Origin of the sequence: Jonesia quinghaiensis DSM 15701, from assembly GCF_000423205.1 — a bacterium.
GTDB lineage: Bacteria > Actinomycetota > Actinomycetes > Actinomycetales > Cellulomonadaceae > Jonesia > Jonesia quinghaiensis.
Genome location: NZ_KE383990.1, coordinates 211,473 through 235,001, shown reverse-complemented (window position 1 = coordinate 235,001; position 23,529 = coordinate 211,473). Strand labels below are relative to the sequence as shown.

The 23,529-nt window shown below is 56.1% G+C and carries 22 protein-coding genes; all 22 read left to right on the top strand.

The features are described from left to right. Positions 1–139: 139 nt before the first annotated feature. The 22 genes from efp (at position 140) to G538_RS0113410 (ending at position 23,514) form a co-directional block, all read left to right on the top strand. The gene (gene efp, locus G538_RS0113515; RefSeq protein WP_029069716.1) at positions 140–703 is read left to right on the top strand and encodes an elongation factor P; all 564 of its coding nucleotides are present in this window, start codon (positions 140–142) and stop codon (positions 701–703) included. A gap of 1 nt (position 704) precedes the next feature. Next, complete coding sequence (gene nusB / locus G538_RS0113510) at positions 705–1,121, top strand: transcription antitermination factor NusB (RefSeq protein ID WP_029069715.1); 417 nt, start codon at positions 705–707, stop codon at positions 1,119–1,121. 162 nt (positions 1,122–1,283) lie between these two features. After that, positions 1,284–3,002 carry an AMP-binding protein gene (locus G538_RS0113505; protein WP_035834493.1) on the top strand — a complete coding sequence of 573 codons (1,719 nt, stop codon included), beginning with the start codon at positions 1,284–1,286 and terminating at the stop codon, positions 3,000–3,002. 151 nt (positions 3,003–3,153) lie between these two features. Next, positions 3,154–3,744, top strand: a complete 591-nt coding sequence (gene pyrR / locus G538_RS0113500) for a bifunctional pyr operon transcriptional regulator/uracil phosphoribosyltransferase PyrR (RefSeq protein ID WP_029069713.1) — start codon at positions 3,154–3,156, stop codon at positions 3,742–3,744. Beyond that, entirely contained in the window at positions 3,741–4,760 is a 1,020-nt protein-coding gene (locus G538_RS0113495) for an aspartate carbamoyltransferase catalytic subunit (RefSeq protein WP_029069712.1), read from the top strand. The genes pyrR and G538_RS0113495 overlap by 4 nt, the downstream gene beginning before the upstream one ends. 15 nt (positions 4,761–4,775) lie before the next feature. Beyond that, complete coding sequence (locus G538_RS17005) at positions 4,776–6,125, top strand: dihydroorotase (protein ID WP_051197242.1); 1,350 nt, start codon at positions 4,776–4,778, stop codon at positions 6,123–6,125. Next, positions 6,122–6,646 (top strand): PH-like domain-containing protein, encoded by a 525-nt coding sequence (locus tag G538_RS0113485; protein ID WP_029069711.1) that lies wholly within the window; start codon positions 6,122–6,124, stop codon positions 6,644–6,646. Before G538_RS17005 ends, G538_RS0113485 begins: the two co-directional genes overlap by 4 nt. After that, positions 6,643–7,887, top strand: a complete 1,245-nt coding sequence (carA, locus tag G538_RS0113480) for a glutamine-hydrolyzing carbamoyl-phosphate synthase small subunit (protein WP_029069710.1) — start codon at positions 6,643–6,645, stop codon at positions 7,885–7,887. The genes G538_RS0113485 and carA overlap by 4 nt, the downstream gene beginning before the upstream one ends. A 6-nt stretch (positions 7,888–7,893) precedes the next feature. Continuing rightward, positions 7,894–11,223, top strand: coding sequence for a carbamoyl-phosphate synthase large subunit (gene carB / locus G538_RS0113475; protein WP_029069709.1), 3,330 nt, complete (start codon positions 7,894–7,896; stop codon positions 11,221–11,223). Continuing rightward, positions 11,220–12,119 carry an orotidine-5'-phosphate decarboxylase gene (gene pyrF, locus G538_RS0113470; RefSeq protein ID WP_029069708.1) on the top strand — a complete coding sequence of 300 codons (900 nt, stop codon included), beginning with the start codon at positions 11,220–11,222 and terminating at the stop codon, positions 12,117–12,119. Before carB ends, pyrF begins: the two co-directional genes overlap by 4 nt. 195 nt (positions 12,120–12,314) lie before the next feature. Continuing rightward, a complete protein-coding gene (mihF, locus tag G538_RS0113465; RefSeq protein WP_029069707.1) occupies positions 12,315–12,626 on the top strand; it encodes an integration host factor, actinobacterial type in 312 nt (103 codons plus the stop codon). Positions 12,627–12,655: 29 nt separating this feature from the next. Beyond that, positions 12,656–13,237, top strand: a complete 582-nt coding sequence (gene gmk / locus G538_RS0113460) for a guanylate kinase (protein ID WP_029069706.1) — start codon at positions 12,656–12,658, stop codon at positions 13,235–13,237. A gap of 141 nt (positions 13,238–13,378) precedes the next feature. After that, a complete protein-coding gene (rpoZ, locus tag G538_RS0113455; RefSeq protein ID WP_029069705.1) occupies positions 13,379–13,651 on the top strand; it encodes a DNA-directed RNA polymerase subunit omega in 273 nt (90 codons plus the stop codon). 118 nt (positions 13,652–13,769) lie between these two features. Next, on the top strand, positions 13,770–14,978 hold the full coding sequence (coaBC, locus tag G538_RS0113450; RefSeq protein ID WP_029069704.1) for a bifunctional phosphopantothenoylcysteine decarboxylase/phosphopantothenate--cysteine ligase CoaBC: 1,209 nt from the start codon (positions 13,770–13,772) through the stop codon (positions 14,976–14,978). 96 nt (positions 14,979–15,074) lie between these two features. Then, positions 15,075–16,271 (top strand): methionine adenosyltransferase, encoded by a 1,197-nt coding sequence (metK, locus tag G538_RS0113445; protein WP_029069703.1) that lies wholly within the window; start codon positions 15,075–15,077, stop codon positions 16,269–16,271. 39 nt (positions 16,272–16,310) lie between these two features. Continuing rightward, a complete protein-coding gene (locus G538_RS0113440; protein ID WP_029069702.1) occupies positions 16,311–18,524 on the top strand; it encodes a primosomal protein N' family DNA-binding protein in 2,214 nt (737 codons plus the stop codon). A gap of 65 nt (positions 18,525–18,589) precedes the next feature. After that, entirely contained in the window at positions 18,590–19,540 is a 951-nt protein-coding gene (fmt, locus tag G538_RS18400) for a methionyl-tRNA formyltransferase (protein ID WP_029069701.1), read from the top strand. After that, positions 19,541–21,031, top strand: a complete 1,491-nt coding sequence (locus G538_RS18395; protein ID WP_029069700.1) for an RsmB/NOP family class I SAM-dependent RNA methyltransferase — start codon at positions 19,541–19,543, stop codon at positions 21,029–21,031. Between the two features lie 63 nt (positions 21,032–21,094). Further along, entirely contained in the window at positions 21,095–21,757 is a 663-nt protein-coding gene (gene rpe, locus G538_RS0113425) for a ribulose-phosphate 3-epimerase (protein WP_029069699.1), read from the top strand. Positions 21,758–21,835: 78 nt separating this feature from the next. Then, positions 21,836–22,099 carry a phosphoribosyl-ATP diphosphatase gene (locus G538_RS0113420; protein ID WP_029069698.1) on the top strand — a complete coding sequence of 88 codons (264 nt, stop codon included), beginning with the start codon at positions 21,836–21,838 and terminating at the stop codon, positions 22,097–22,099. Between the two features lie 23 nt (positions 22,100–22,122). Then, positions 22,123–22,971 carry an ATP phosphoribosyltransferase gene (gene hisG / locus G538_RS0113415; RefSeq protein WP_029069697.1) on the top strand — a complete coding sequence of 283 codons (849 nt, stop codon included), beginning with the start codon at positions 22,123–22,125 and terminating at the stop codon, positions 22,969–22,971. Positions 22,972–23,091: 120 nt separating this feature from the next. Further along, the gene (locus tag G538_RS0113410; protein WP_029069696.1) at positions 23,092–23,514 is read left to right on the top strand and encodes a PH domain-containing protein; all 423 of its coding nucleotides are present in this window, start codon (positions 23,092–23,094) and stop codon (positions 23,512–23,514) included. Positions 23,515–23,529 lie beyond the last annotated feature (15 nt).

The window sequence follows — 23,529 nt, the reverse complement described above, 5'->3', positions numbered from 1 at the left end:
GCACCCTCTCGCGCCTATCGTCATCGCAGCGTGGAGCCGCTTTGGTCCCATGGCTCGCGACACAATGGCGAACTGCGACTTTGCGCGGTCAGCGGCAGCAGGGACGTACATTGCACAATCGATAGGAAGTTCATCACACGTGGCTACCACCAATGACATCAAGAACGGCAGTGTTCTGCGACTCGACGGGCAGCTGTGGGCTGTGCAGGAGTTCCAGCACGTCAAGCCTGGCAAGGGTGGTGCGTTTGTTCGCACCAAGATCCGCAACATCACCTCAGGCAAACTCGTCGACAAGACCTTCAACGCTGGGTTGAAGATCGAAATGGCGATCGTTGACAAGTCCGACATGCAATACCTTTACCAAGACGGTGAAGACTACGTATTCATGGATCTCAACACCTACGACCAGTTGACTATCCCCGCCTCCATCGTGGGAGACGCAAAAAACTTCCTGTTGGAAAATGGCACAGCAACAGTTGCCACCAATGACGGAACGGTCCTATACATCGAGCTTCCAGCATCGATCATCACTGTCATCACGTACACCGAACCTGGTCTACAAGGTGACCGTTCTTCCGCTGGTACCAAATCTGCAACCATTGAAACCGGTTACGAGATTCAAGTACCGCTGTTCCTCGAACAGGGGACTAAGGTCAAGGTTGACACCCGCGATGGTTCATACCTCGGACGAGTGAACGACTAACGTGTCAGCGAGAACTAAAGCGCGTAAACGCGCACTGAACGTCCTGTACGAAGCCGAACAACGCAACATGCCAGTCGTTGAGCTTTTGTCCGTGCGTCTCGCCGACCCAGGGGTGCAATCGGCGCTGCCGCAGTACGCTGTGGATATTGTTCATGGCGTTGTGGACCACCACGAGAGGATTGATGAAATCCTCGAAACCTACTCGCATGGGTGGACTATTCGGCGTATGCCAGCGGTCGACCGAGCGATTCTGCGTATGGGGACATGGGAGCTTCTTTACAATGACGAGGTACCAGACGTCGTGGCGATTGATGAGTCAGTGGAGTTGGCACGCGAACTCTCTACCGACGATTCACCGTCTTTTGTGAACGGATTGCTTGCGCGCGTCCTCGACGTCAAACCAAGCATCACTGATTAAGGAACTCATCAACGGCAACAGGTTGTCCGTCAATGAGTTCTGAAATATGCGCCTCATGGGGTGGGTATGTACGCACACATGCGTACATACCCACCCCATGTTTTTTACGGCAAGAGTACTTACGCCCTCGTAGGTTACGCAGCCGTAGGTTACGATGGTCGTGTGACCTTTACACGCATCTGGCATGACAGCTACAGCCCATCCGTCCCTGCTGAGATCGAGGTACCTGACAGTGATGTCACGGCCGCTCTCGCCGCGTCTGCGGAACGATTCCCGGATCGCATCGCCGTAGATTTCATGGGGCGAGGGGTAACCTACGCCCAGTTGCAACAAAACATTGATCGTGCAGCGGGCATGTTGGTGGAACGCGGAGTGAAAACCGGTGATCGTGTTGCGATCGCGCTGCCTAACTGCATTTCACACGTTGTTGTTTTCTACGCGGTATTACGCATCGGCGCTGTAGTTGTGGAGCACAACCCGCTTTACACAAAAGCTGAACTCATTCACCAACTCAACGATTCTGGTTCTTCTGTTGCTATTTTCTGGGAGCGCACAGCGGTTGAGCTGGGCGAGGGGATTGAGAATACCGGTGTTACTGAACTCATAAGTGTCGATGTGTCCCGTGACCTTCCCTTAAGTAAGCGGCTTTTGTTGCAACTTCCTATCGCCAAAGCGCGGGAAACGAAAGCGCAGTTGACGGCTCAGCCTCCTGCGTACGCGAAGCGTTTTGATCAGTTGTTGGAAGGTGCGACACCGATAGATCCTTCGCGTGCGCGTCCATTGGGTGATGACTTGGCCGTGTTGCAATACACCGGTGGTACCACGGGGACACCCAAGGGTGCGATGCTGACGCATCGTAATCTTGTTGCCAACACCGTTCAAGGTGCGGTGTGGACGGGTGCGGACGACCGTCCTGGCACTGAGGTGGTGTATGGAATTTTACCGTTTTTCCATGCTTTTGGGCTGACGTTGTGTTTGACGTATTCGCTGAGGATTGGGGCAACTCTTGTCCTGTTCCCCAAGTTTGATGTTGAAACGTTCCTTGCTGCACAAAAGCGTATTCCTGGAACATTCTTGCCTGCAGTGCCACCGATGTTGGGTCGGGTTGTGACGGCTGCCGAGAAGAAGAGTGTCGATCTGACGTCGTTCCGATATGCCATTTGTGGGGCAATGCCGATGGGTAAAGAAACTGCTGCGGCGTGGGAGAAGGCGACGGGTGGATTGGCGATCGAAGGTTATGGGATGACAGAGACGTCCCCTGTGGCGCTTGGTAATCCTCTCAACGATAAGCGAATGCCAGGTCACCTGGGACTACCGTTCCCTTCTACGGATGTGCTCATTGTGGACCAGGAAGATGGTGTTACTCCGGTTGCTCAAGGTGAGCGTGGTGAGTTGCTGATTTCTGGGCCTCAAGTGTTCTCTGGGTATTGGAATAAGCCAGAGGAGACTGAGCAGGTTCTGGTGGATATTGATGGTACTCGGTGGATTCGTACGGGTGACATTGTGACGATGGATGAGTCTGGGTCCTGTGTGGTTGTTGATCGTATTAAAGAAATGATCATTACTGGTGGGTTCAAGGTGTTCCCAAGCCAGGTGGAAGAGTGCATCCGTGAGATGCCAGAAGTTGACGATGTTGCTGTGGTTGGTGTCCCCGGCGGAGACATGGGGGAGAAGGTGGTTGCGGCTGTCGTGCTTGCCCAGGATGTTGCGTCGGTTGAACTTGCGCGGGTGCGTCAGTGGTGTGAGGAGCGGGTGGCGCGTTACGCCTTGCCCAAGGACGTGGTGATTGTTTCTGAGCTTCCACGTTCACAGATCGGTAAGGTATTGCGCCGCGTTGTTCGTGATCAAATTCTTGATGGCGGTTCACCTCACACTGCGTAACGCGTTGTGGATGACAGGTACGCCACGTTTAGCGGTTGACGGGGTTACGCGTTCCTGATCAGTTGGGTGTCTAACCGTTCCAGCCGGTAGTGTTGTTTGTACAACGCAGTCCTTTAAGTGCCGTCCAGAGAGGCGGAGAAGGAGGTGCTGGATGACTTCCAGTTCCAGCGCGCACGGTGTGCCAGATTCAACACCGCATGGTGTTGAGGTTCTTGGTGAAGCCGATATTGCGCGTGCCATGACCCGAATTTCTTATGAGATCGTCGAGCGGAACAAAGGCGTTTCCGATCTTGTGGTGTTAGGTATACCTACTCGAGGGGTCTTTTTAGCTCGACGGCTTGCCGCGAGGCTTGCTGCTATTGACCCGTCCTGTGACCCTGATGCCATTCTTGGTGTTCTTGATGTGACGATGTACCGCGATGATTTGCGGCATCAACCCCCTCGAACTATCGGCTACACTCAACCGCCAGCTGTCGGCATTGATGGTAAGACAGTTGTGTTGGTTGATGATGTGTTGTTCTCGGGCCGTACTATTCGTGCGGCTCTTGACGCGGTCAAGGATTTAGGCCGCCCCCAAGCAGTCCAATTAGCGACGCTTGTTGACCGGGGGCATCGGCAGTTACCGATTCGCCCTGATTATGTGGGGAAAAACCTGCCAACCTCGCTTGCTGAGCGAGTCAGTGTCCGGCTCGTAGAGCATGACAGCCTTGATGGTGTTTATATCAGTGGTGGTGCACAGTGAAACATCTTTTGAGCACCCGGGACCTCAGTCTTGAACAGGCTGTCACTATCCTCGACACCACTGCAAGGATGGCAGCCACCCAAGAGCGGGAGATGAAGAAGCTGCCCACGTTGCGTGGACGCACCGTTGTGAATCTTTTTTTTGAGGATTCAACACGGACGCGTATCTCCTTTGAAACCGCAGCTAAACGCCTGTCAGCGGATGTCATCAATTTCTCCGCTAAGGGCTCTTCAGTGTCTAAAGGTGAGTCGTTGAAAGACACCGCCTTGACGTTGAAAGCCATGGGCGCAGATGCGGTAGTTGTTCGACACCATGCCTCTGGTGCTGCGAACTTTCTTGCCCAACCAGGGTTGGTGGACGTTCCAGTGATTAATGCTGGTGACGGTACCCATCAACATCCCACTCAAGCGTTGCTTGATGCGTTCACGATCCGTAGGCACCTTGCTGATCCGCTGAATCCAGCGTGCGGTGGGCCTCTGCCTCCTTTTGATAGCGGATTGGGAACGGATTTGGCGGGGCGGCGCATCGCCATCGTTGGTGATGTCCTCCACTCGCGAGTTGCCCGGTCAAATGTTGCCCTTTTGGCGACTCTTGGTGCCCAGGTGACACTTGTAGCCCCTCCAACACTTGTGCCGGTTGGGGTTGAAACCTGGCCCTGCGAGGTGAGTTACGACTTCACTCGGACTCTGCGCACGTGGCAACCCGACGCTGTCATGATGCTGCGCGTTCAACGGGAACGCATGAGCGCATCGGGAGGCGGTTTTTTCCCCAGCCCTGCAGAGTATTCGCGACAGTATGGGCTTGATGCACAACGGTTGGGGTTGTTACCAGACCACGCGATTGTGCTGCACCCTGGTCCCATGAATCGTGGTTTGGAAATTTCTGCTCAAGCTGCTGATAGTGACCGGTCGGTCATTGTTGAGCAGGTGGGTAATGGTGTGGCTGTACGGATGGCTGTGCTGTATTTGTTGCTTGCTTCGGACCAGGTTGCTGGTTCCTCGTCGACGTTGTCTTGAGAAAGCTGGTGTGCTGTGACTCATTACGTCATTCGTAATGTTGCCCCGTATGGCGAGGAGCGTTGTGACCTGCTCCTGCGTGATGGACTGATTGCTGAAATAGGTAAGCCCTTTTCGCTCGATGGTGAGCAGGCGGTAGAGATTGATGCGAGCACATTGCTTGCGTTGCCTGGGTTGGTTGATTTGCATACGCATTTGCGTGAGCCGGGGCGTGAAGATGCTGAGACTATTCGTTCAGGGACGCGCGCTGCTGCACTAGGTGGGTTTACGTCGGTGTTTGCGATGGCGAATACCACTCCTGTTCAGGACACTGCTGGTGTGGTGGAGCAGGTGGCGCGTATTGGTCAGGAGGCGGGATGGGTTGATGTTCATCCCGTTGGTGCTGTGTCGGTGGGGCTTGAGGGGAAGCAACTCGCTGAGTTGGGTGCGATGGCGCAGTCAGCGGCTCAGGTGCGCGTGTTCTCTGATGATGGGAAATGCGTAGATGACCCGGTGTTGATGCGCCGGGCGTTGGAGTATGTGAAAGCGTTTGATGGTGTTGTTGCCCAGCACGCTCAAGAACCGCGGTTAACGCAGGAATCCCAGATGAATGAGGGGGTTGTTTCTGCGGAGATCGGTTTGGCTGGGTGGCCTGCTGTCGCTGAAGAGTCGATTATTGCTCGCGATGTGTTGCTTGCTGAGCATGTCGGTTCGCGGGTTCATGTGCTGCATGTTTCTACTGCTGGTTCGGTGGAAATTGTGCGGTGGGCGAAGTCCCGAGGTATCGCCGTGACAGCTGAGGTGACGCCGCATCATTTGTCTTTGACTGACGAAGAAGCACGTTCATATAACCCAATTTTTAAAGTGAACCCGCCGTTGCGGACACAAGCCGATGTTGATGCCGTACGCGCAGGGTTGGCGGACGGGACGATTGACGTAGTGGGTACTGATCACGCTCCTCATCCGGTGGAAGACAAGGAATGTGAGTGGGCTGCGGCTGCTTTCGGTATGACGGGGTTGGAAACGGCCCTACCGATTGTGCATTCCACGATGGTGTTGTCGGGTTTAATGTCTTGGCGTGATGTTGCTCGAGTGATGTCACAGGTTCCGGCACACATTGCGCGGATTGATTCTGGCCCTTATGCGCAGGGGCGCCCGTTGGCGGTTGGTGAACCAGCAAATGTTGTGTTGTATGACCCACACGGCACTGTGACAGTTGATGCGAAGACGCAAGCAACGATGTCTGCGAATAGTCCATTTGACGGTCACGTGTTGCCGGGGCGTGTTGTGGCAACGTTTTTGCGAGGGCGGGCCACAGTGCTTGATGGTGTTCCGCAAGATCGACAAGTGAGTGGAACGACGGCTGTTGCGGGGGGTGTGTCATGACTCAACCACAGGCTGCAGGTGTGATGGTTGTTGTTGGTCTTGGTGTGTTGGTGCTGATGTGGCTTGGGTGGCGTGGGCGTCAACGCCGCACGGCTCCGTTGGTGGCTGCGTTGCCCAACGTGCCTGATGAGGTTGGTCCAGCAATTTTTGGTCCCATTGAGGGTGTTTATGTGTCCTCAACAACCCATGGTGACTGGCTAGATCGGGTTAATGCTGCAGATTTAGGGACCAGATCCCGTGTCGCGGTAAGCGTCCACCAGTCGGGCATCTTCTTGGACCGGTCTGGTGCAGCAAGTATCTTCATCCCCAGGAGTAGCGTGCTGTCCGCGCAGCTGGCTCCTGGTATCGCCGGGAAATTCACAGGCAAAGACGGAATCGTTGTTATCTCGTGGGGTATTGAGGCGAAATACGGTGAGATGACTGCGCTGGACACTGGTCTTCGTACTGATCACAAAAACGATCGCACTGCCTTAGTTGAGGCGATCACCGCATTGCAGGGTCAAGCAAAGGAGTCCTTATGACCTCCAAGGTTATTGATGCACCAACGTTTGAGGGTGCAGCATTGCTCGTGCTGGAAGATGGGCGCACGTTTTCTGGGCGTGCCTACGGTGCCCGTGGGACGACGCTGGGCGAGGTCGTGTTTAACACCGGTATGACGGGATATCAGGAAACGTTGACTGACCCCTCGTATTACCAGCAGATCGTGGTGATGACTGCACCGCACATTGGTAATACTGGGGTTAACGATGAGGACCCAGAGTCGTTGCGCATGTGGGTGTCTGGTTTTGTGGTGCGAGACCCTGCACGTAAACCGTCCAACTGGCGTGCTGAACGCTCACTGGATGATGAACTTGTAGCGCAAGGAATTGTTGGAATTAGTGACATTGACACCCGTGCATTAACCCGACACCTGCGTGAGCGCGGCACCATGCGAGCGGGGATTTTCTCTGGCGATGCGCTGAGCGCTAATGGATATCCGCGTCGAGTGGGGGAGCTGGTAGAGCAGGTAAAAGCTGCCCCATCAATGAAGGGGGCGAACCTCGCTCACCTCGTGTCGACGCCGCACGCTTATGTCATTGAACCATGCGGTAAGTTCGCTGGCCATGAGCCACTCAAGACTGTCGTGGCAGTTGATTTAGGAATTAAATCAATGACACCACAACGCCTCGCTGAACGAGGCATCCGGGTGCATGTGGTGCCTGCGAGCGCAACGATTGATGATGTTGTTGCGTTGAATCCTGACGGGGTGTTTTTCTCGAATGGTCCTGGTGATCCGCAGGCGTCTACTCATGAGGTGGCGTTGTTGCGTGAGGTGTTGGACCGGGGGATTCCTTATTTTGGTATTTGTTTTGGGAATCAGATTTTGGGTCGTGCGTTGGGGTTTGGGACGTACAAGTTGCGGTATGGGCATCGGGGTATCAACCAGCCTGTGAAGGACATGATGACGGGCAAGGTGGAGATTACGTCGCAGAATCATGGGTTTGCTGTTGATGCTCCGATTGGTCAGGAGTCTGTTGCTCCTCATGATGGTGGTCGTTACGGCAAAGTTGTGGTTTCTCATGTGGGGTTGAACGATAACGTTGTTGAGGGGCTGGAGTGTCGTGATATTCCGGCTTTTTCTGTGCAGTACCACCCTGAGGCGGCTGCTGGACCGCATGATGCTGCGTATCTTTTTGATCGATTTTTGACGTTGATGGCCTCTGGTGCGCCGTCAGCTGCTGGCCTGTCCCGCGCGGAACGCGTCGCTACGAAGGAGAACTGACCTCTTATGCCACGCAGAACAGACATCTCTTCTGTCCTTGTGATCGGTTCTGGTCCGATTGTTATCGGCCAAGCTTGTGAGTTTGATTATTCGGGTACTCAGGCGTGCCGGGTCTTGCGCGATGAGGGGTTGCGCGTGATTTTGGTGAACTCTAATCCGGCAACGATTATGACTGATCCTGAGTTCGCTGATGCCACGTACATTGAGCCGATTACTACTGATGTTCTTACGTCGATTATTGCGAAGGAACGTCCTGATGCGTTGCTCCCCACGTTGGGTGGGCAAACTGCGTTGAATGCTGCGATTGCTTTGGATGAGGCTGGTGTCCTTGAGCAGTATGGTGTTGAACTGATTGGTGCCAATATTGAGGCCATTCAGCGTGGTGAGGACCGCGAGCAGTTTAAGAAAGTTGTTGAAGTGTGTGGGGGGGAGTCTGCACGGTCGGCGATTGTGCATTCCCTTGATGAGGCGAAACAAGCTGCGGTGGATCTTGGCTATCCCGTTGTTGTGCGCCCGTCGTTCACTATGGGTGGGCTTGGTTCTGGTATTGCTTATACTCCAGCTGACCTTGAGCGTATTGCTGGGGCGGGTTTGCACTATTCGCCCACTACTGAGGTGCTCCTTGAGGAGTCGATCTTGGGGTGGAAAGAGTACGAACTTGAGTTGATGCGTGACAAGAACGATAACGTCGCGGTGATTTGTTCGATTGAGAATGTGGACCCTGTTGGTGTGCATACTGGTGATTCGGTCACTGTTGCGCCAGCGTTGACGTTGACGGACCGCGAGTATCAGCGTTTGCGTGATATCAGCATTGCTGTGATCCGTGAGGTTGGTGTTGATACTGGTGGGTGCAACATCCAGTTTGCTGTTGATCCAGAAACTGGTCGTGTCATTGTTATTGAGATGAATCCGCGGGTTTCGCGGTCTTCGGCGTTGGCGTCGAAGGCGACGGGGTACCCCATTGCCAAGATCGCAGCGAAGGTTGCTATCGGGTACACCTTGGATGAGATTACGAACGACATTACCGGCACAACCTCGGCGGCTTTTGAGCCGACGATTGATTATGTTGTGGTGAAGGTTCCTCGGTTTGCGTTTGAGAAGTTTCCAGCTGCTGATGACACGTTGACAACGACGATGAAGTCTGTGGGTGAGGCTATGGCGTTGGGTCGTAACTTCACTGAAGCTCTTGGTAAGGCGCTTCGTTCTCTTGACAAGGCTGGGGCTTCGTTTCACTGGGATGGTGTTCCGGCCTCGGGGGATGAGCTTGATCAGCTGTTGACGGAGATTAAACGTCCAACTGATCGGCGTCTGGTTCAAGTGCAGCAGGCGCTTCGCGGTGGGGCGAGCATCGAGCAGGTTTTTGATGCTACGAAAATTGATCCGTGGTTCCTCGACCAAATTCAGTTGATGAATGAGGTTGCGCAGCGGGTGGCGCAGGCGCCTGCTCTTACGCGTGAGTTGTTGCTTGAGGCTAAGCGCAATGGTTTGTCTGACCAGCACATCGCAACGCTTCAAGACATTAAGGGGTCGCGGATCGCTGCGGAGACTGCGGTTCGTGAGGTGCGTCGTGCTTTGGGTGTGCGCCCTGTTTTCAAAACTGTTGATACTTGTGCGGCGGAGTTTGATGCTAAGACTCCTTACCATTACTCCACCTATGAACAGGAAACAGAAGTTGCACCCCGAGAACGCGAAGCGATTCTGATTCTTGGTTCAGGGCCTAACCGTATTGGGCAGGGCATTGAGTTCGATTACTCGTGTGTTCACGCAGCGTTGGCGTTGAAGGACACGTATGAGACGGTCATGGTGAACTGCAACCCTGAGACAGTGTCAACGGACTATGACACGGCGGATCGGTTGTATTTTGAGCCTCTGACCTTTGAAGATGTGTTGGAAGTGTATGAGGCGGAGCTTGCTGCTGGGCCGGTCAAGGGCGTGATTGTGCAGTTGGGTGGGCAAACGCCGTTGTCGTTGGCTGACCGTTTGGATGAGGCTGGTATCCCTATTTTGGGGACAACTCCTGCGGCTATTGATGCTGCTGAGGACCGTGCCCAGTTTGGTCGGGTCCTTACCGAGGCGGGTTTGCCTGCGCCTGCGTATGGCACGGCTACAACGTTGGGTGAAGCAAAGACGATTGCTGAGCGTATTGGTTACCCTGTGCTTGTGCGCCCATCGTATGTGTTGGGTGGGCGAGGCATGGAAATTGTGTACTCCCCAGAACAACTGAGCGATTACGTTCAGCGCGCATTGGGTGAGGCTGCTCTGTCCGGTGGGCCGTTGGCACCGATTCTCATTGACCGGTTCCTTGATGATGCGATGGAAATCGACGTTGATGTTTTGTTTGATGGAACAGACATGTATGTCGGCGGAATCATGGAACACATTGAAGAGGCTGGTATTCACTCAGGTGACTCCGCATGCGTGTTGCCTCCGGTGTCGTTGTCTGATGCTGAAATTGAGCGGATTGTTCGTTCCACTCGTGCCTTGGCGCAGGGGATCGGGGTGCACGGTCTGATGAACGTCCAGTACGCGTTGGCTTCTGATGTGTTGTATGTGTTGGAAGCGAACCCACGCGCCTCACGTACAGTCCCGTTTGTTGCTAAAGCAACCGGTGTTCCTTTGGCGAAGGCCGCAGCATTGGTGATGGCAGGGCAAACGATCGCGCAATTGCGCGAAAATGGTGTGCTTCCAGCTACGGGTGATGGCGCGATGCTGGGGATCGATGCACCGATTGCTGTGAAGGAAGCGGTTTTGCCCTTTAAACGGTTCCGCACGGAAGCTGGATTGGCTGTAGATACGGTTTTGGGCCCAGAAATGCGCTCCACCGGTGAGGTCATGGGGTTTGATGTGGACTTCCCGACAGCATTCGCTAAATCTCAAGCGGCAGCTTTTGGCGGTTTACCGACCACAGGGCGCATGTTTGTCTCTGTTGCTGACCGTGACAAGCGTCAGATCGTGTTTCCCATTAAACGCATGGCAGAACTAGGGTTTGAGATCCTTGCTACCTCCGGTACAGCCAAGGTTCTGCGGCGTGCAGGGATCACCGCGTCTGAGGTGCGTAAGCACTCACAAGGGCCGGGGGAGAACGGAGAACCAACCGTTGTCGATCTCATTACTCGCGGGGACATTGACATCGTGTTCAACAGTCCTTCCGGTCAAGGGGCCCGTGCTGATGGGTATGAGATCCGTGCGGCAGTGACCGCGGCGGACAAACCTATCATCACTACTGTTCAGCAACTTTCGGCTGCAGTTCAGGCAATTGAAGCGGTGATTGCTGGGCCATTCACGGTGACATCTATCCAGGAGCATGCAGCTTCAACCATTGGTGGGGTGCGATGAGCGGGACAACCGCACCCGTGACACGTTCGCAAGCCGCTCCTTTCGGGGAGCGGCTTCGCGCCGCAATGACCAGTTTCGGCCCGTTGTGTGTGGGACTGGACCCACACCCAGGGTTGTTACAGGCGTGGGGCCTTCCTGACACAGCCACAGGGGTACGACAGTTTTGCGACATCGTGTTGGACGCTGTAGGTGGGCGAGTAGCTGCGATTAAACCGCAGGCAGCGTTATTCGAACGTCATGGCAGTGCAGGGTTCGCTGCACTTGAACATGTCATCGAACGCGCTTACCGGGTTGACACGTTATGCATTGTTGACGCTAAGCGCGGTGACATAGGATCAACGATGGCCGGCTACGCTGACGCATTCCTGGCTGAGGGGTCTTCGCTTGCCGGTGACGCTGTGACACTCTCCCCATACTTAGGTTTTGGGTCGTTGCGTCCAGCACTTGAGAAGGCAGCTGAAAACCGGCGTGGCGTTTTCGTGTTGTGTCTCACGTCAAATCCTGAAGGCAGTGCAGTTCAACATGCTGTGTCTACCTCTGGTGTCAGTGTCGCAGCGCAGATTGCACGTGATGCCGCGGCAGTGAACGCCGAAGCGCTGGGTGGGGATTCCTCCCCGCAGTCTTTAGGGCCAGTGGGATTGGTCATTGGAGCCACTATCGGTGACGCTATAGCCTTGACGGGAACCGATCTTTCTGCAGTTCATGGAGCCTTTTTAGCTCCTGGTGTTGGCGCACAAGGCGCGGGCGGCCCGGAACTGCACACCGTTTTTGGTGACGTACGTAACAACGTTTTGGCGTCATCGTCGCGCGGCGTGTTGGCTGCTGGCCCCGACGTCATAGCGCTGCGCCATGCAGCTGAAACTGCCGCACAAGAGGTAACTCACGCGCTAGCGTGATGATGCTTTGGCGGGCCGACGTGGGAAAACGAGTGGCTGATTTTTTCGTGTTTCGGTTGCTTGATCCGACGAAACGTCGTGTTGTCGCGCTACGGTTGGCACTAAGGGGAGCACGCACGGCACCTGTTGCCGAGCGTTTCCTTCACCAGTAGGTTCGCTAATACACGCGCAATCGTTTGAGGAAGGTGACCGAAGTTGCCACTACCAGAACTCACGCCGGAGCAACGGCAAGCTGCATTGGAGAAGGCTGCTGAAGCGCGCCGTGTGCGCGCTGAAGTGAAGTCTCGTTTGAAGTCGTCGCAGTCACGACTTTCTGACGTCATCAAGCAAGGCGACAGTGATGATGCCATTGGCAAACTCAAGGTGGTCTCGTTGCTTGAGGCACTGCCAGGAGTAGGTAAAGTTAAGGCTCGTGCGATCATGGAAGAAGTAGGTATCGCTGAGTCTCGTCGTGTCCGGGGTCTAGGCCCGCACCAGACGACAGCGCTGGTTGAAAGGTTCGGATAACAATTTCCACTGTATCTTCCCCCCAACATTTGTCTGTTCCTCGTCGCCTGACCGTGATGGCCGGGCCCACTGCTGTGGGGAAGGGAACGGTGTCAGCCGACATCCGCCAACGGTACCCGGAGGTGTGGCTCTCAGTGTCAGTGACGACGCGAGATCCACGCCCCGGGGAAGTTGACGGAGTGAACTACCACTTCGTCGGCCCCGACCGTTTTGCTGAGATGATCACCAACGGTGAACTTCTTGAATGGGCCGTGGTCCACGGGCGTAACAGTTACGGCACGCCACGCGCCGAGGTAGAAAAAATGCTCGACCAAGGAATTCCTGCTCTGCTTGAAATTGACCTGCAGGGCGCCCGCCAGGTCAAAGCAACAATGCCCGACGCCCAGTTCATCTTTCTTGCCCCACCTAGTTGGGATGAACTCGTACGCCGCCTCACCGGGCGAGGGACAGAGTCAGCTGAAGAACAACAACGCCGCTTGGCAACAGCAACCGTGGAACTCGCATCACAAAGCGAATTTGACCATGTTGTTATCAATGACGACGTCCACCGAGCAACTGATGAGATCGCCCAACTGATGGGCATCGAACCGCGGCCCGTCAGCGGGGCATAACAACACCGCCCCACGCCACATATAAGACAACCACGGTCGTCAGTGTGACCCGCCTCGTTGCCGCTGTCTATGGGGAAACAACGGCTACCCGTATACAATACGTGTGAAGGTACCTCAGATCCCCAGTCCACGGAGATTATTTTGTCTGGAACAGTTGCACAGCCCATTGGTATCACCGATCCTCCGATCGATGACCTCCTGGGAAAAGTTGACTCGAAGTACGCATTGGTCATTTACTCATCCAAGCGTGCTCGTCAGATCAACGCCTACTACTCGCAGCTCAGCGAGGGCCTGCTGGAATTCGTTGGTCCACTAGTGGAGACCAAAAACCAGGAAAAGCCCCTGTCTATCGCGATGCGCGAGATCAACCAAGGGCTTTTGACGCACGAGGCACTCGAAGAACCTCAAGCCTGACCCATAGCGTGGTGTGAACTCCGCTCCACCTTGTGGAGCGGAGTTTTTGCCGTTCACCCAACAACCAGTTGCCCTGCCGAAATGAACTGGGCCACTGCCCCGGCGAGAGGAACTGACAATGCGTGTTGTTCTAGGCGTTGGCGGCGGAATAGCTGCCTACAAATCCGCCCACCTCCTTCGGCTCTTCACCGAAAGCGGCTCACACGTTCGAGTCATTCCCACCACATCAGCCCTGTCCTTTGTGGGTGCAGCCACATGGGAAGCGCTCTCCGGGCAACCTGTCACCACAGATATTTTCGACAACGTTCACCAAGTCGACCATGTGCGCCTCGGACAAGAGGCCGACCTCATCGTTATCGCCCCCGCCACTGCTGATTTAATCTCACGGATCGCCACAGGACGAGCAGACGACCTCCTCACAGCCTCCCTGCTTGTCGCAACCTGCCCCGTGGTAGTTGTCCCGGCAATGCACACCGAAATGTGGAACAACCCGGCAACCGTTGACAACATTGCGGTCCTCCGCAGCCGGGGCCTTCACGTCATGGAACCAGCCGTCGGGCGCCTCACCGGTTCAGATAGTGGCCCAGGGCGCATGCCCGAACCAGCAGACATCATGCAGTACATCGCAGAACAACACCTCACTGCACCTGACGTCACACGCGACCTCACAGATAAACACGTGATCATCACTGCAGGTGGCACCCGTGAACCCATTGATCCGGTCCGCTACATCGGAAATCGCAGTTCAGGCCGCCAAGGTATCGCCCTCGCCCAAGCAGCCCACAAACGCGGTGCGAAAGTGACTCTCATTGCTGCCCACACAGAAGTTCCCCTGCCACAAGAAGTCACCGTTCACCAGGTCAATACAGCCCTAGACATGCGTGCCGCCGTCAAGGAGCTCGCCGCAGACGCTGACATCGTGATCATGGCCGCAGCAGTCGCAGACTATCGCCCCACCACCGTGGCCGCACACAAAATGAAAAAAACATCAGATGGCCCCCCCACCATTGATTTGGTCGAAAACCCAGATATCCTCGCTGACATCGCCCACAACCGCACTCACAACGGGCAAATTATTGTTGGATTCGCTGCTGAAACAGGCGACACCACCGCATCAGTGCACGAACACGGAGTCGCTAAAGCCCAACGCAAAGGCGCAGACCTCCTCGTCATTAACGAAGTCAGCGACACAAAAGGCTTCGGAACCCCTGACAACACCATCGTCGTTGTTCGCCCAGATGGTGGTCAGGTTGAGCAATTCACTGGAACAAAACGTCAAGTTGCCGATGTCATCCTTGACCACATTGTGAAACTCACTGCCCCGTAGCTTCCCCCAACACTCGCGACCAGCCGTGATGTGATTCATGCAGCGAAATCGTGATCAGTGACCTGCTGTATGCCCACAAGAAAGTACCCTGAAAACATGACAACCTCTTTGCGCCTCTTCACCTCAGAGTCGGTGACTGAAGGTCACCCCGACAAAGTGTGTGACCAAATCTCAGACTCCATTCTTGATGCGATCCTCACCGACGATGTCGCAGCACGAGTAGCGGTTGAAACACTGGTCACAACTGGCCTCGTCCACGTCGCAGGAGAAGTGGAAACGGAAGCCTACGTCGAAATTCCACGCCTCGTGCGCGACGTCGTCAAAAAAATCGGATACACCTCCTCAGCCGTCGGATTCGACGGAGATTCCTGTGGTGTATCGATTTCCATCGGTCAACAGTCACCAGACATCGCACAAGGCGTCGACCAAGCGCTAGAAGTTCGCGCAGGACAAACCACAGAACACGACCGGTTCGACAGCCAAGGCGCCGGGGACCAAGGCATCATGTTTGGATACGCAACAGACGAAACTGACGTTCTGATGCCTCTACCAATTCACGCATCACACCGCCTAGCGGAACGCCTTGCCCAGGTGCGCCACGACAGCATCATCCCCGCACTGCGCCCAGACGGAAAAACACAAGTCACCGTTGCATACGACGGCGACCGCCCCGTCAAAATCGACACCGTTGTCCTATCCACCCAACACTCACCCGACATCAGCCAAGACGACCTGCGAGCGCAGGTCAGTGAACACGTCATTGAACCGGTGATGGCGACGTTAGGGGTGGACCTTGAGGGTTACCGCCTTATTGTGAACCCAACGGGTAAGTTTATTGTTGGTGGGCCGATGGGTGATGCTGGTCTTACGGGGCGCAAAATCATCGTCGATACCTATGGTGGGATGGCCCGGCATGGTGGTGGCGCTTTTTCGGGGAAGGATCCTTCAAAGGTGGACCGGTCCGCAGCGTACGCGACACGTTGGGTTGCGAAGAACGTTGTTGCTGCTGGGTTGGCTCGCCGGTGTGAGATTCAGGTTGCTTATGCCATTGGCAAGGCTCACCCGGTGGGGTTGTATGTGGAGACCTTTGGGACGAACACTGTTGCTGAGGACAAGATCTATCAGGCGATCACGAAGGTGTTCGATTTGAGGCCTGCAGCGATCATTGAAGAACTTGATTTGTTGCGTCCGATTTACGCTCAGACTGCTGCCTACGGTCACTTTGGTCGTGAGGTTCAGGCGTTTACGTGGGAGCGGACTAACCGTGTGGAGCAGTTGCTGGCTGCGTTGTAGTTTGGTGGTTGGGTTTTTGCCTGACAGGTGAGGTGACTGGTGGCGCAGGATGATGATGCTGGTCAAGGCCAGTTGGAGTTGCCTGGGGTGACCCAGAAAACTGGGCGTCGTCGCCGGTTGGGTCAGACTGCTGTTGCTCCGGAGAATCCGGTTGCCCGTGTGGTGGTTGAACGTGTTCCTTTGCATGTTGACCAATTGTTTGACTATTTGATTCCTGCGCGGATGCATGAGGCTGTTGGGCCTGGGGTGCGTGTGCGGGTTCCTTTTGGTGGGCAAGTTGTTGACGGGTTTGTTGTTGACCGGGTGCCAGACAGTAACCATGAGGGTGCGTTGGCGCATTTGAAGGGTGTGTATGGTGTGGCGGTTGTTCCGCCGCAGCTTTTTGAGCTCGCTGGGTTGGTCGCTGACTATTATGGTGGCGCGTTGGCCGATGTCTTGCGTCTTGCTGTTCCTTCTCGTCATGCGCGTTCTGAGTCGCCGGTTGTTGCCCCACGTCCGGTTGTAGCCGCGGGGTGGGGGCAGGACCGTTGGCAGCGCTATGTGGGTGGTTCAGCGTTTGTGCGTCGGGTTGCTGCTGGGGAGCCAGTACGTGGGGTGTGGACCGCGCTACCTGGGGTTCAGGGCAACGATGGGGTGGGTGATTCGGCTGTCCCTTGGTGGGTTTGTGATGTTGTTCAGGCCGTTGGCGGCGCTCTCGATGGTGGTCGCCGTGGCTTAGTGATTGTTCCTGATTCGCGGGACGTTGATGTGGTGGTGCAGGGGTTTCTTGCGGCTGGCGCTCAACTTTTTGACAGTAGTGAACCTGTTGCGTCTGATGACGATGCTGACACCGTTGATGGTGCTTCAGAGGGCGCTGGGGGTGTGGACGGTGGACCTGGGCTTCCTGATGCTCCGGTGTTGACGTTCCTTACGCATGATCTGAGTCAGGGTGAAAGGTATCGCCGGTATTTGGCTGCGTGTTCTGGTCGGGTAGATATTGTTGTTGGGACTCGTTCGGCGGCTTTTGTTCCGTTGCCTGATGTGGGTTTAACGGTGTTGTGGCACGATGCTGATGAGTCGTTTCAAGACAGGCATGCTCCTTACCCTCATGCACGTGAGGTGGTTGCGTTGCGTAGTGATGCTCAGGGTTGCGCATTGCTTGTCGGAGGGTTTGGCCGGTCGTTGCAGGGCCAATCACTTGTGTCTTCAGGGTGGGCTGCCCCCATAGTTGCTGCGCGTGAGGTGGTGCGGGCGACTGCGCCGCGGATGGTGCATTTTGGGGATCAAGATTATGCCGCGGATGGTCCAAGTGCAGGACGTTTGCCTCCTCGGGTGTGGCGAGCTATTCATCACGCATCGATGGTTGGGCCGGTTTTGGTGCATGTTCCACGGGCAGGGTATGTGCCGTCATTAGCGTGTGCTGCGTGTCGGGAGAGCGCTCACTGTCCGACGTGTCGTGGCCCTTTGTCGCTGGGTGGATCTGGGAGTGTGCCGCAGTGTGGGTGGTGTGGTCGTCTTGCTGGTGATTGGCGTTGTGGTCAGTGTGGGGCTGGGCGTGTGCGAGCGGTGCGTATTGGGAGTGACCGCACCGCTGAGGAGCTTGGGCGTGCTTTTCCTGGGGTGACTGTGCGTGTTTCTGGGGGGCGTGCAGTCGGTGGGGTGTTGGCGCGAGTGCCGGCGCGGCCTAGCATCGTTGTTGCGACCCCTGGGGCAGAACCGGTCGTCGCTGGTGGTTATGTGTTGACTGTTGTCCTTGATGCTCATGTGGCTCGTGGAAGTGGTGGTTTGTACGCTTCGGTGCAGGTTTTTGATCGATGGATGGCAGCAGCTGCTTTAACGCGTTCCCGTGATGACCAGGGCGTGGTGTATGTCGTGGGGGAAGGGCCTGCGTTACCGACAGCGGCGTTGGTTCGCTGGGATGGTGGGTGGTTAGCTGAACGTGAGTTTGATGAGCGTGTTGAGTTGTCCTTACCACCAGCGGTGCGGGTGGCTGCTTTGACGGGTGATCAGCGCATCGTGTCAGCGATGGTTGAGAAGTTGCGGCACCTTGATGAGCTGACTGTGTTGGGGCCTGTGGAGATTGACCCGGATCACCCCGATATCCCTGAGCGGTTGCGCGACACATTAGAACCTGTTGTGCGGGTGATTGTGCGGGTGCCTGTGCGGCGTGGGCGGGTTCTGGCAAGTGAGTTGCGTGCGTTGTTGCGTATTGCGAGCGCCCAACGTGAGTTGTCTTTGGTGCATGTGGTGTTGGACCCCAAAGAATTGTTGTGAGCCGTTGGTCACGGTAGGAGTACTGTGCCCGGTGGCGTGGGTGCCAGCACCGTAGAATGGTGTTTATGCGTCTTGTGTTTGCCGGAACCCCGGAAGTTGCCCTGCCCTCTTTGGAAGCGTTGGTTGCTAGCGACCACGAGGTGGTGGGGGTTATCACCCGGGCTGATGCTCGTGCTGGGCGCGGGCGCACACTTGTCCCTTCACCGGTGCGTGCGCGGGCAGATGAGCTTGGTGTGGATGTATTGACAGCTACCCCACGTGACCCTGAGTTTGCACAGTGGTTTGAACAGCGAGATGTTGATTGCGTTGCTGTTGTTGCCTATGGCCACATCTTGCCGGCCAGTGTTCTGCAGATTCCTCGTCATGGGTGGATCAACCTGCACTTTTCTTTGCTGCCTGCTTGGCGTGGGGCGGCCCCTGTGCAACGGTCGATCATTGCGGGGGACCAGATCACGGGTGCTTCGACCTTCCGGATTGAACAAGGTTTAGATAGCGGGCCGGTATATGGGATGACAACCGAAACCATTAAACCCAGGGACACCAGCGGTGATGTTTTGGTGAGGCTCGGGCAATCGGGGGCGAAGCTTCTTGTCGGGACGATGGACGCCATCGCTGACGGTTCCATACGACCCATTCCACAAGAGGCTGAAGGGGTGAGCGTTGCCCCAAAACTCACCCCACAGGATGCGCACATCCCATGGACTCTTCCCGCTCATATTATTGATCGCCTCATTCGTGGCTGTACCCCACAACCAGGTGCGTGGACCCAACTTGATGGCCAAGAGTCACGGCTAGGCATTGGCCCCAGCACGGTAGAGAAAGACAGCGAGCTGTCCTTGGCGCCTGGAGAAATTCACGCAACGAAGCGTGACGTTTTTGTGGGAACAGCAGCCGGGGTGCTTCGCCTGGGTGACGTCACCCCCAGTGGGAAAAAGTCAATGCCCGCCGCAGATTGGGCACGGGGCGCACGGTTGGAATCAGGGGCACGTTTTGTGTCACAACAGGAAGGCAAGTAAATGGCTGACGGCCAGCAGCGACGCGATGCACAGGGACGCCAGCGTTCGGGTGCGCGTTTTGAACGACAAGGTCACCGCAGCGACACTGCACCCAGTGAGCGCAGGCGGCAGGGCACAACAGCACGCCAAGTTGCCTTTGAAGTTCTCCAATCCGTGTCAGAATCTGATGCTTACGCCAACCTGGTGTTGCCCTCGGCGCTCCAGCGGGCACGTTTAACGCCGCGGGATGCAGCATTCGCCACTGAAATGACCTACGGGACACTGCGAATGTCTGGCTTATATGACGCGGTCATCGCCACGAAAACATCACGCCCCTTAGATCAGATTGACCCTGCGGTCCTTGACCTGCTGCGCTTAGGGACCCACCAGTTGCTATCAATGCGTGTCCCTTCGCACGCGGCAGTCTCGGAAACAGTGGGAGTTGCCCGGTCACACGTAGGAGTTGGCCCCGCACAGTTCATCAATGCCGTCTTGCGGTCCATCAGTGAAGACACACCTGAGGACCTCATCAACCAGGTCACAGCTGACCGAGACGACGTTGAAGCCCTTGCCATCCGTTACTCCCACCCCACATGGATCGTCCGGGCACTGCGTGACTCGCTGGTGGCACACGGACGGGACAAAACAGAAATCGCTGCTCTCCTCGAGGCAGACAATGCAAGCCCTCAGGTCACCCTGGTAGCGCGCCCCGGCCTCAGTGACGCTGACGAACTTCTCGCACTGATCGATGAATCAGTTCCCGGATCGTGGGCACCAACCGCCGTGATCATGCCCGGCTCAGACCCTGCCCACATCGAAGCGGTACGCAGAGGCGAAGCAGGCGTCCAGGACGAAGGTTCACAACTGGTGACCCTTGCACTGCTTGACACACCCATCGAAGGTGACGACTCCCGGTGGTTAGACATGTGCGCTGGACCAGGTGGGAAGGCCGCCCTCATGGGCGCTTTCGCTGCATTACGCGGAGCTACCCTTGTCGCCAATGAATCGCAACAACACCGCGCTGAACTCGTCGACAAATCCCTGCGTGCAGTCCCTGACGAAGCGATTGAACGCATCCAAGTATGGGATGGTCGAGAAATCGGTGATCTCGAACCACAGTCCTATGACCGTGTCCTTCTTGATGCGCCATGCACGGGGCTTGGCGCACTACGACGCCGCCCAGAGTCACGGTGGCGACGCACCACCTCTGACGTTGGGCAACTGAGTAAACTCCAAGAAGAACTCCTCATGTCAGCGCTCAAAGCTGTGCGCATCGGGGGAGTAGTCGGATATGTCACCTGCTCACCGCACATTGGAGAAACACGAGTAGTCGTCGACACTGTCCTGCGCAAACTTGGCGGTGACACGGTGGAAAAGATTAACGCAGCACACCGAGTACAAGCCATCGCAGGGGACACCATCGATGTAGGAGAAGGGCCAGATGTGCAACTATGGCCACACATCCATTCAACCGACGCCATGCACCTTACCCTCCTGCGTCGCATCTCCTAACACCACATAGACACTCCCGACCACGCCCGACATAACAATGAGTTGTGCAACCGGAAGGACCCCATGACCGTCCAGATTTCGCCGTCAATTCTCTCGGCCGACTTTACCAACCTCAGCCACGAACTGGGTCGGATTTCCGACGCCGATTGGGCGCATGTTGACGTCATGGACAACCATTTTGTGCCCAATCTGACCCTCGGGCTGCCAGTCGTGGAACGCATCGTGCAGGTCTCTCCGATCCCCATCGACGCGCACCTCATGATCGCTGACGCAGACCGTTGGGCACCCCAATACGCAGAAGTTGGCGCCCAATCAGTTACGTTCCATGCGGAGGCCGCCACCGCACCCATTCGACTTGCACGTGAAATTCGGCGCCTCGGCGCCCGAGCTGGTATGGCTCTGCGCCCAGCCACAAGCATCGACCCATACTTAGACCTCCTCCCAGAACTAGACATGCTCCTCATCATGACCGTGGAACCAGGTTTCGGTGGACAATCCTTCCTCGACTCGATGCTGACAAAAATCGCACGCACCCGCGCCGCGATCTCCGAACAAAACCTTGACGTGTGGCTCCAAGTCGACGGGGGGATCTCACGATCCACCATCGAACGGGCAGCTGATGCAGGGGCCAACGTTTTTGTTGCCGGGTCAGCTGTTTACGGTGCACAAGACATCCCCGCAGAGATCGCGACCCTGCGCGACCTTGCCGCACAACACACCCACTAACCAGGCCACAGCGGGGCAGCGTCCACTCGCTGGTCCGCCGCCTACACCCACCCTGCCACTACACGTAGACTGGACAACGTGAAATCGTTCGAAGAGCTGTATGAAGAGCTCCACAATAAAGCTGTCACGCGCCCCCAAGGGTCAGGAACCGTTGAGGAACTTGACCGAGGCGTCCATTTCATCGGCAAAAAAATCGTCGAAGAAGCAGCTGAAGTGTGGATGGCCAGCGAGTACCAGAGCACCGAAGAGGCAGCCGAGGAGATCTCACAGCTTCTGTACCATACGCAGGTCATGATGATCGCCAAAGGCATCAGCCTGAACGACGTGTACAAATACCTGTAGACCCCCACCCGAAAGACTTCACCATGTTCCGTATCGCCGTCCCCAACAAGGGATCCCTGTCCGAACCTGCCGTAGCTATGCTGCGTGAAGCCGGATACAAACAACGCCGTGACTCGCGCGAACTTGTTCTGTCTGACCCAGACAACGACGTCGAATTTTTCTTCCTCCGCCCACGAGATGTCGCCGTCTACGTAGGGGCTGGCACAGTTGACGCCGGAATCACCGGCCGCGACTTACTCCTCGATTCTGGGGCAGACGCTGAAGAACACCTACCCCTTGGGTTTGCGCGCTCAACATTCCGGTTCGCGTCACCAGCAGGTTCCATTAGCTCGATCGAACAGATCGACGGCTTGCGAGTCGCCACGTCATACAACGTGCTCGTTGCTCAACACCTTGCCGACAAAGGTATCTACCCACAAGAAGTTGTTCACCTCGATGGGGCAGTAGAAAGCTCCGTCAAACTTGGGGTCGCCGACCTCATCGCTGATGTCGTTGAAACAGGCACAACATTGCGCGCAGCAGGGCTCGAAGTTTTCGGCGAACCAATCTTGCGCTCAGAGGCCGTCCTCATTAAAGGCCGCGGCGCACAAGTAACCGATGGCCTCGCCACCCTCACCCGCCGACTGCAGGGCGTAATGACCGCCCACGAATATGTCCTCATGGACTACGACGTTTCCGTTGACCTCGTTGAACAAGCAGTCGCAGTGACCCCAGGGCTGGAATCACCAACAGTTTCGCCACTACACGACTCTCAATGGGTTGCCGTACGCGCAATGGTCCCCAAAGCGCAAACCAACAAAGTCATGGACGAACTCTACGGCCTAGGAGCGCGAGCAATACTCGTCACCGCGATTGTTGCTTGCCGCCTGTAAATAACCACAGGACTGCAAGGCTCAAATCCCTCACCGAGCGAACCCACCTGTTATCAGGTTGACTGGGTTGCTATGGGACAGAACCCAGCACACGGATCACCGCACACACAAGGAGCACACGTGGTACGCCCACGTGTGCTCCTTGCTGTCTGTGGTTCGCTGGCTGTGGTCTGCACCTTAGGTTTAGGTGTCTTGATGTGGCAAGCACCAGGCGTACCCAACGGCTACTCAACCCGTGACACCATCGCGTGGATCATTCTCGGCACGCTCATCATCGGGTTACTCCTTCGCGTCATGCGGATCGCATTGATCATCACAGACACCGGAATCATTATCCGAAACTACGGGCGCACCACCATATACGGGTGGTCAGCAATCATTCGTGTCAACTACACCACCGACTCCGATTGGGTCGCGGTAGAAACCACTGACGGGCGTCGAACACTCATTCAAGCTCTCGCCACCTCAGAGGGGAAACAAACCCGGCAGGTGCATGCAGAACTGGTACAACGTGTGAACAGCAAAGGAGGCGAACCCACTTAGTGTGGGTTCGCCTCC

What these genes read in the sequence shown, in the direction of transcription:
- pyrR (WP_029069713.1), top strand. Translation starts at nt 3,154, where the DNA reads ATGACTTCCAGTTCCAGCGCGCACGGTGTGCCAGATTCAACACCGCAT.
- G538_RS0113485 (WP_029069711.1), top strand. Translation starts at nt 6,122, where the DNA reads ATGACTCAACCACAGGCTGCAGGTGTGATGGTTGTTGTTGGTCTTGGT.
- carA (WP_029069710.1), top strand. Translation starts at nt 6,643, where the DNA reads ATGACCTCCAAGGTTATTGATGCACCAACGTTTGAGGGTGCAGCATTG.
- carB (WP_029069709.1), top strand. Translation starts at nt 7,894, where the DNA reads ATGCCACGCAGAACAGACATCTCTTCTGTCCTTGTGATCGGTTCTGGT.
- pyrF (WP_029069708.1), top strand. Translation starts at nt 11,220, where the DNA reads ATGAGCGGGACAACCGCACCCGTGACACGTTCGCAAGCCGCTCCTTTC.
- coaBC (WP_029069704.1), top strand. Translation starts at nt 13,770, where the DNA reads ATGCGTGTTGTTCTAGGCGTTGGCGGCGGAATAGCTGCCTACAAATCC.
- metK (WP_029069703.1), top strand. Translation starts at nt 15,075, where the DNA reads ATGACAACCTCTTTGCGCCTCTTCACCTCAGAGTCGGTGACTGAAGGT.
- fmt (WP_029069701.1), top strand. Translation starts at nt 18,590, where the DNA reads ATGCGTCTTGTGTTTGCCGGAACCCCGGAAGTTGCCCTGCCCTCTTTG.
- G538_RS18395 (WP_029069700.1), top strand. Translation starts at nt 19,541, where the DNA reads ATGGCTGACGGCCAGCAGCGACGCGATGCACAGGGACGCCAGCGTTCG.
- rpe (WP_029069699.1), top strand. Translation starts at nt 21,095, where the DNA reads ATGACCGTCCAGATTTCGCCGTCAATTCTCTCGGCCGACTTTACCAAC.
- hisG (WP_029069697.1), top strand. Translation starts at nt 22,123, where the DNA reads ATGTTCCGTATCGCCGTCCCCAACAAGGGATCCCTGTCCGAACCTGCC.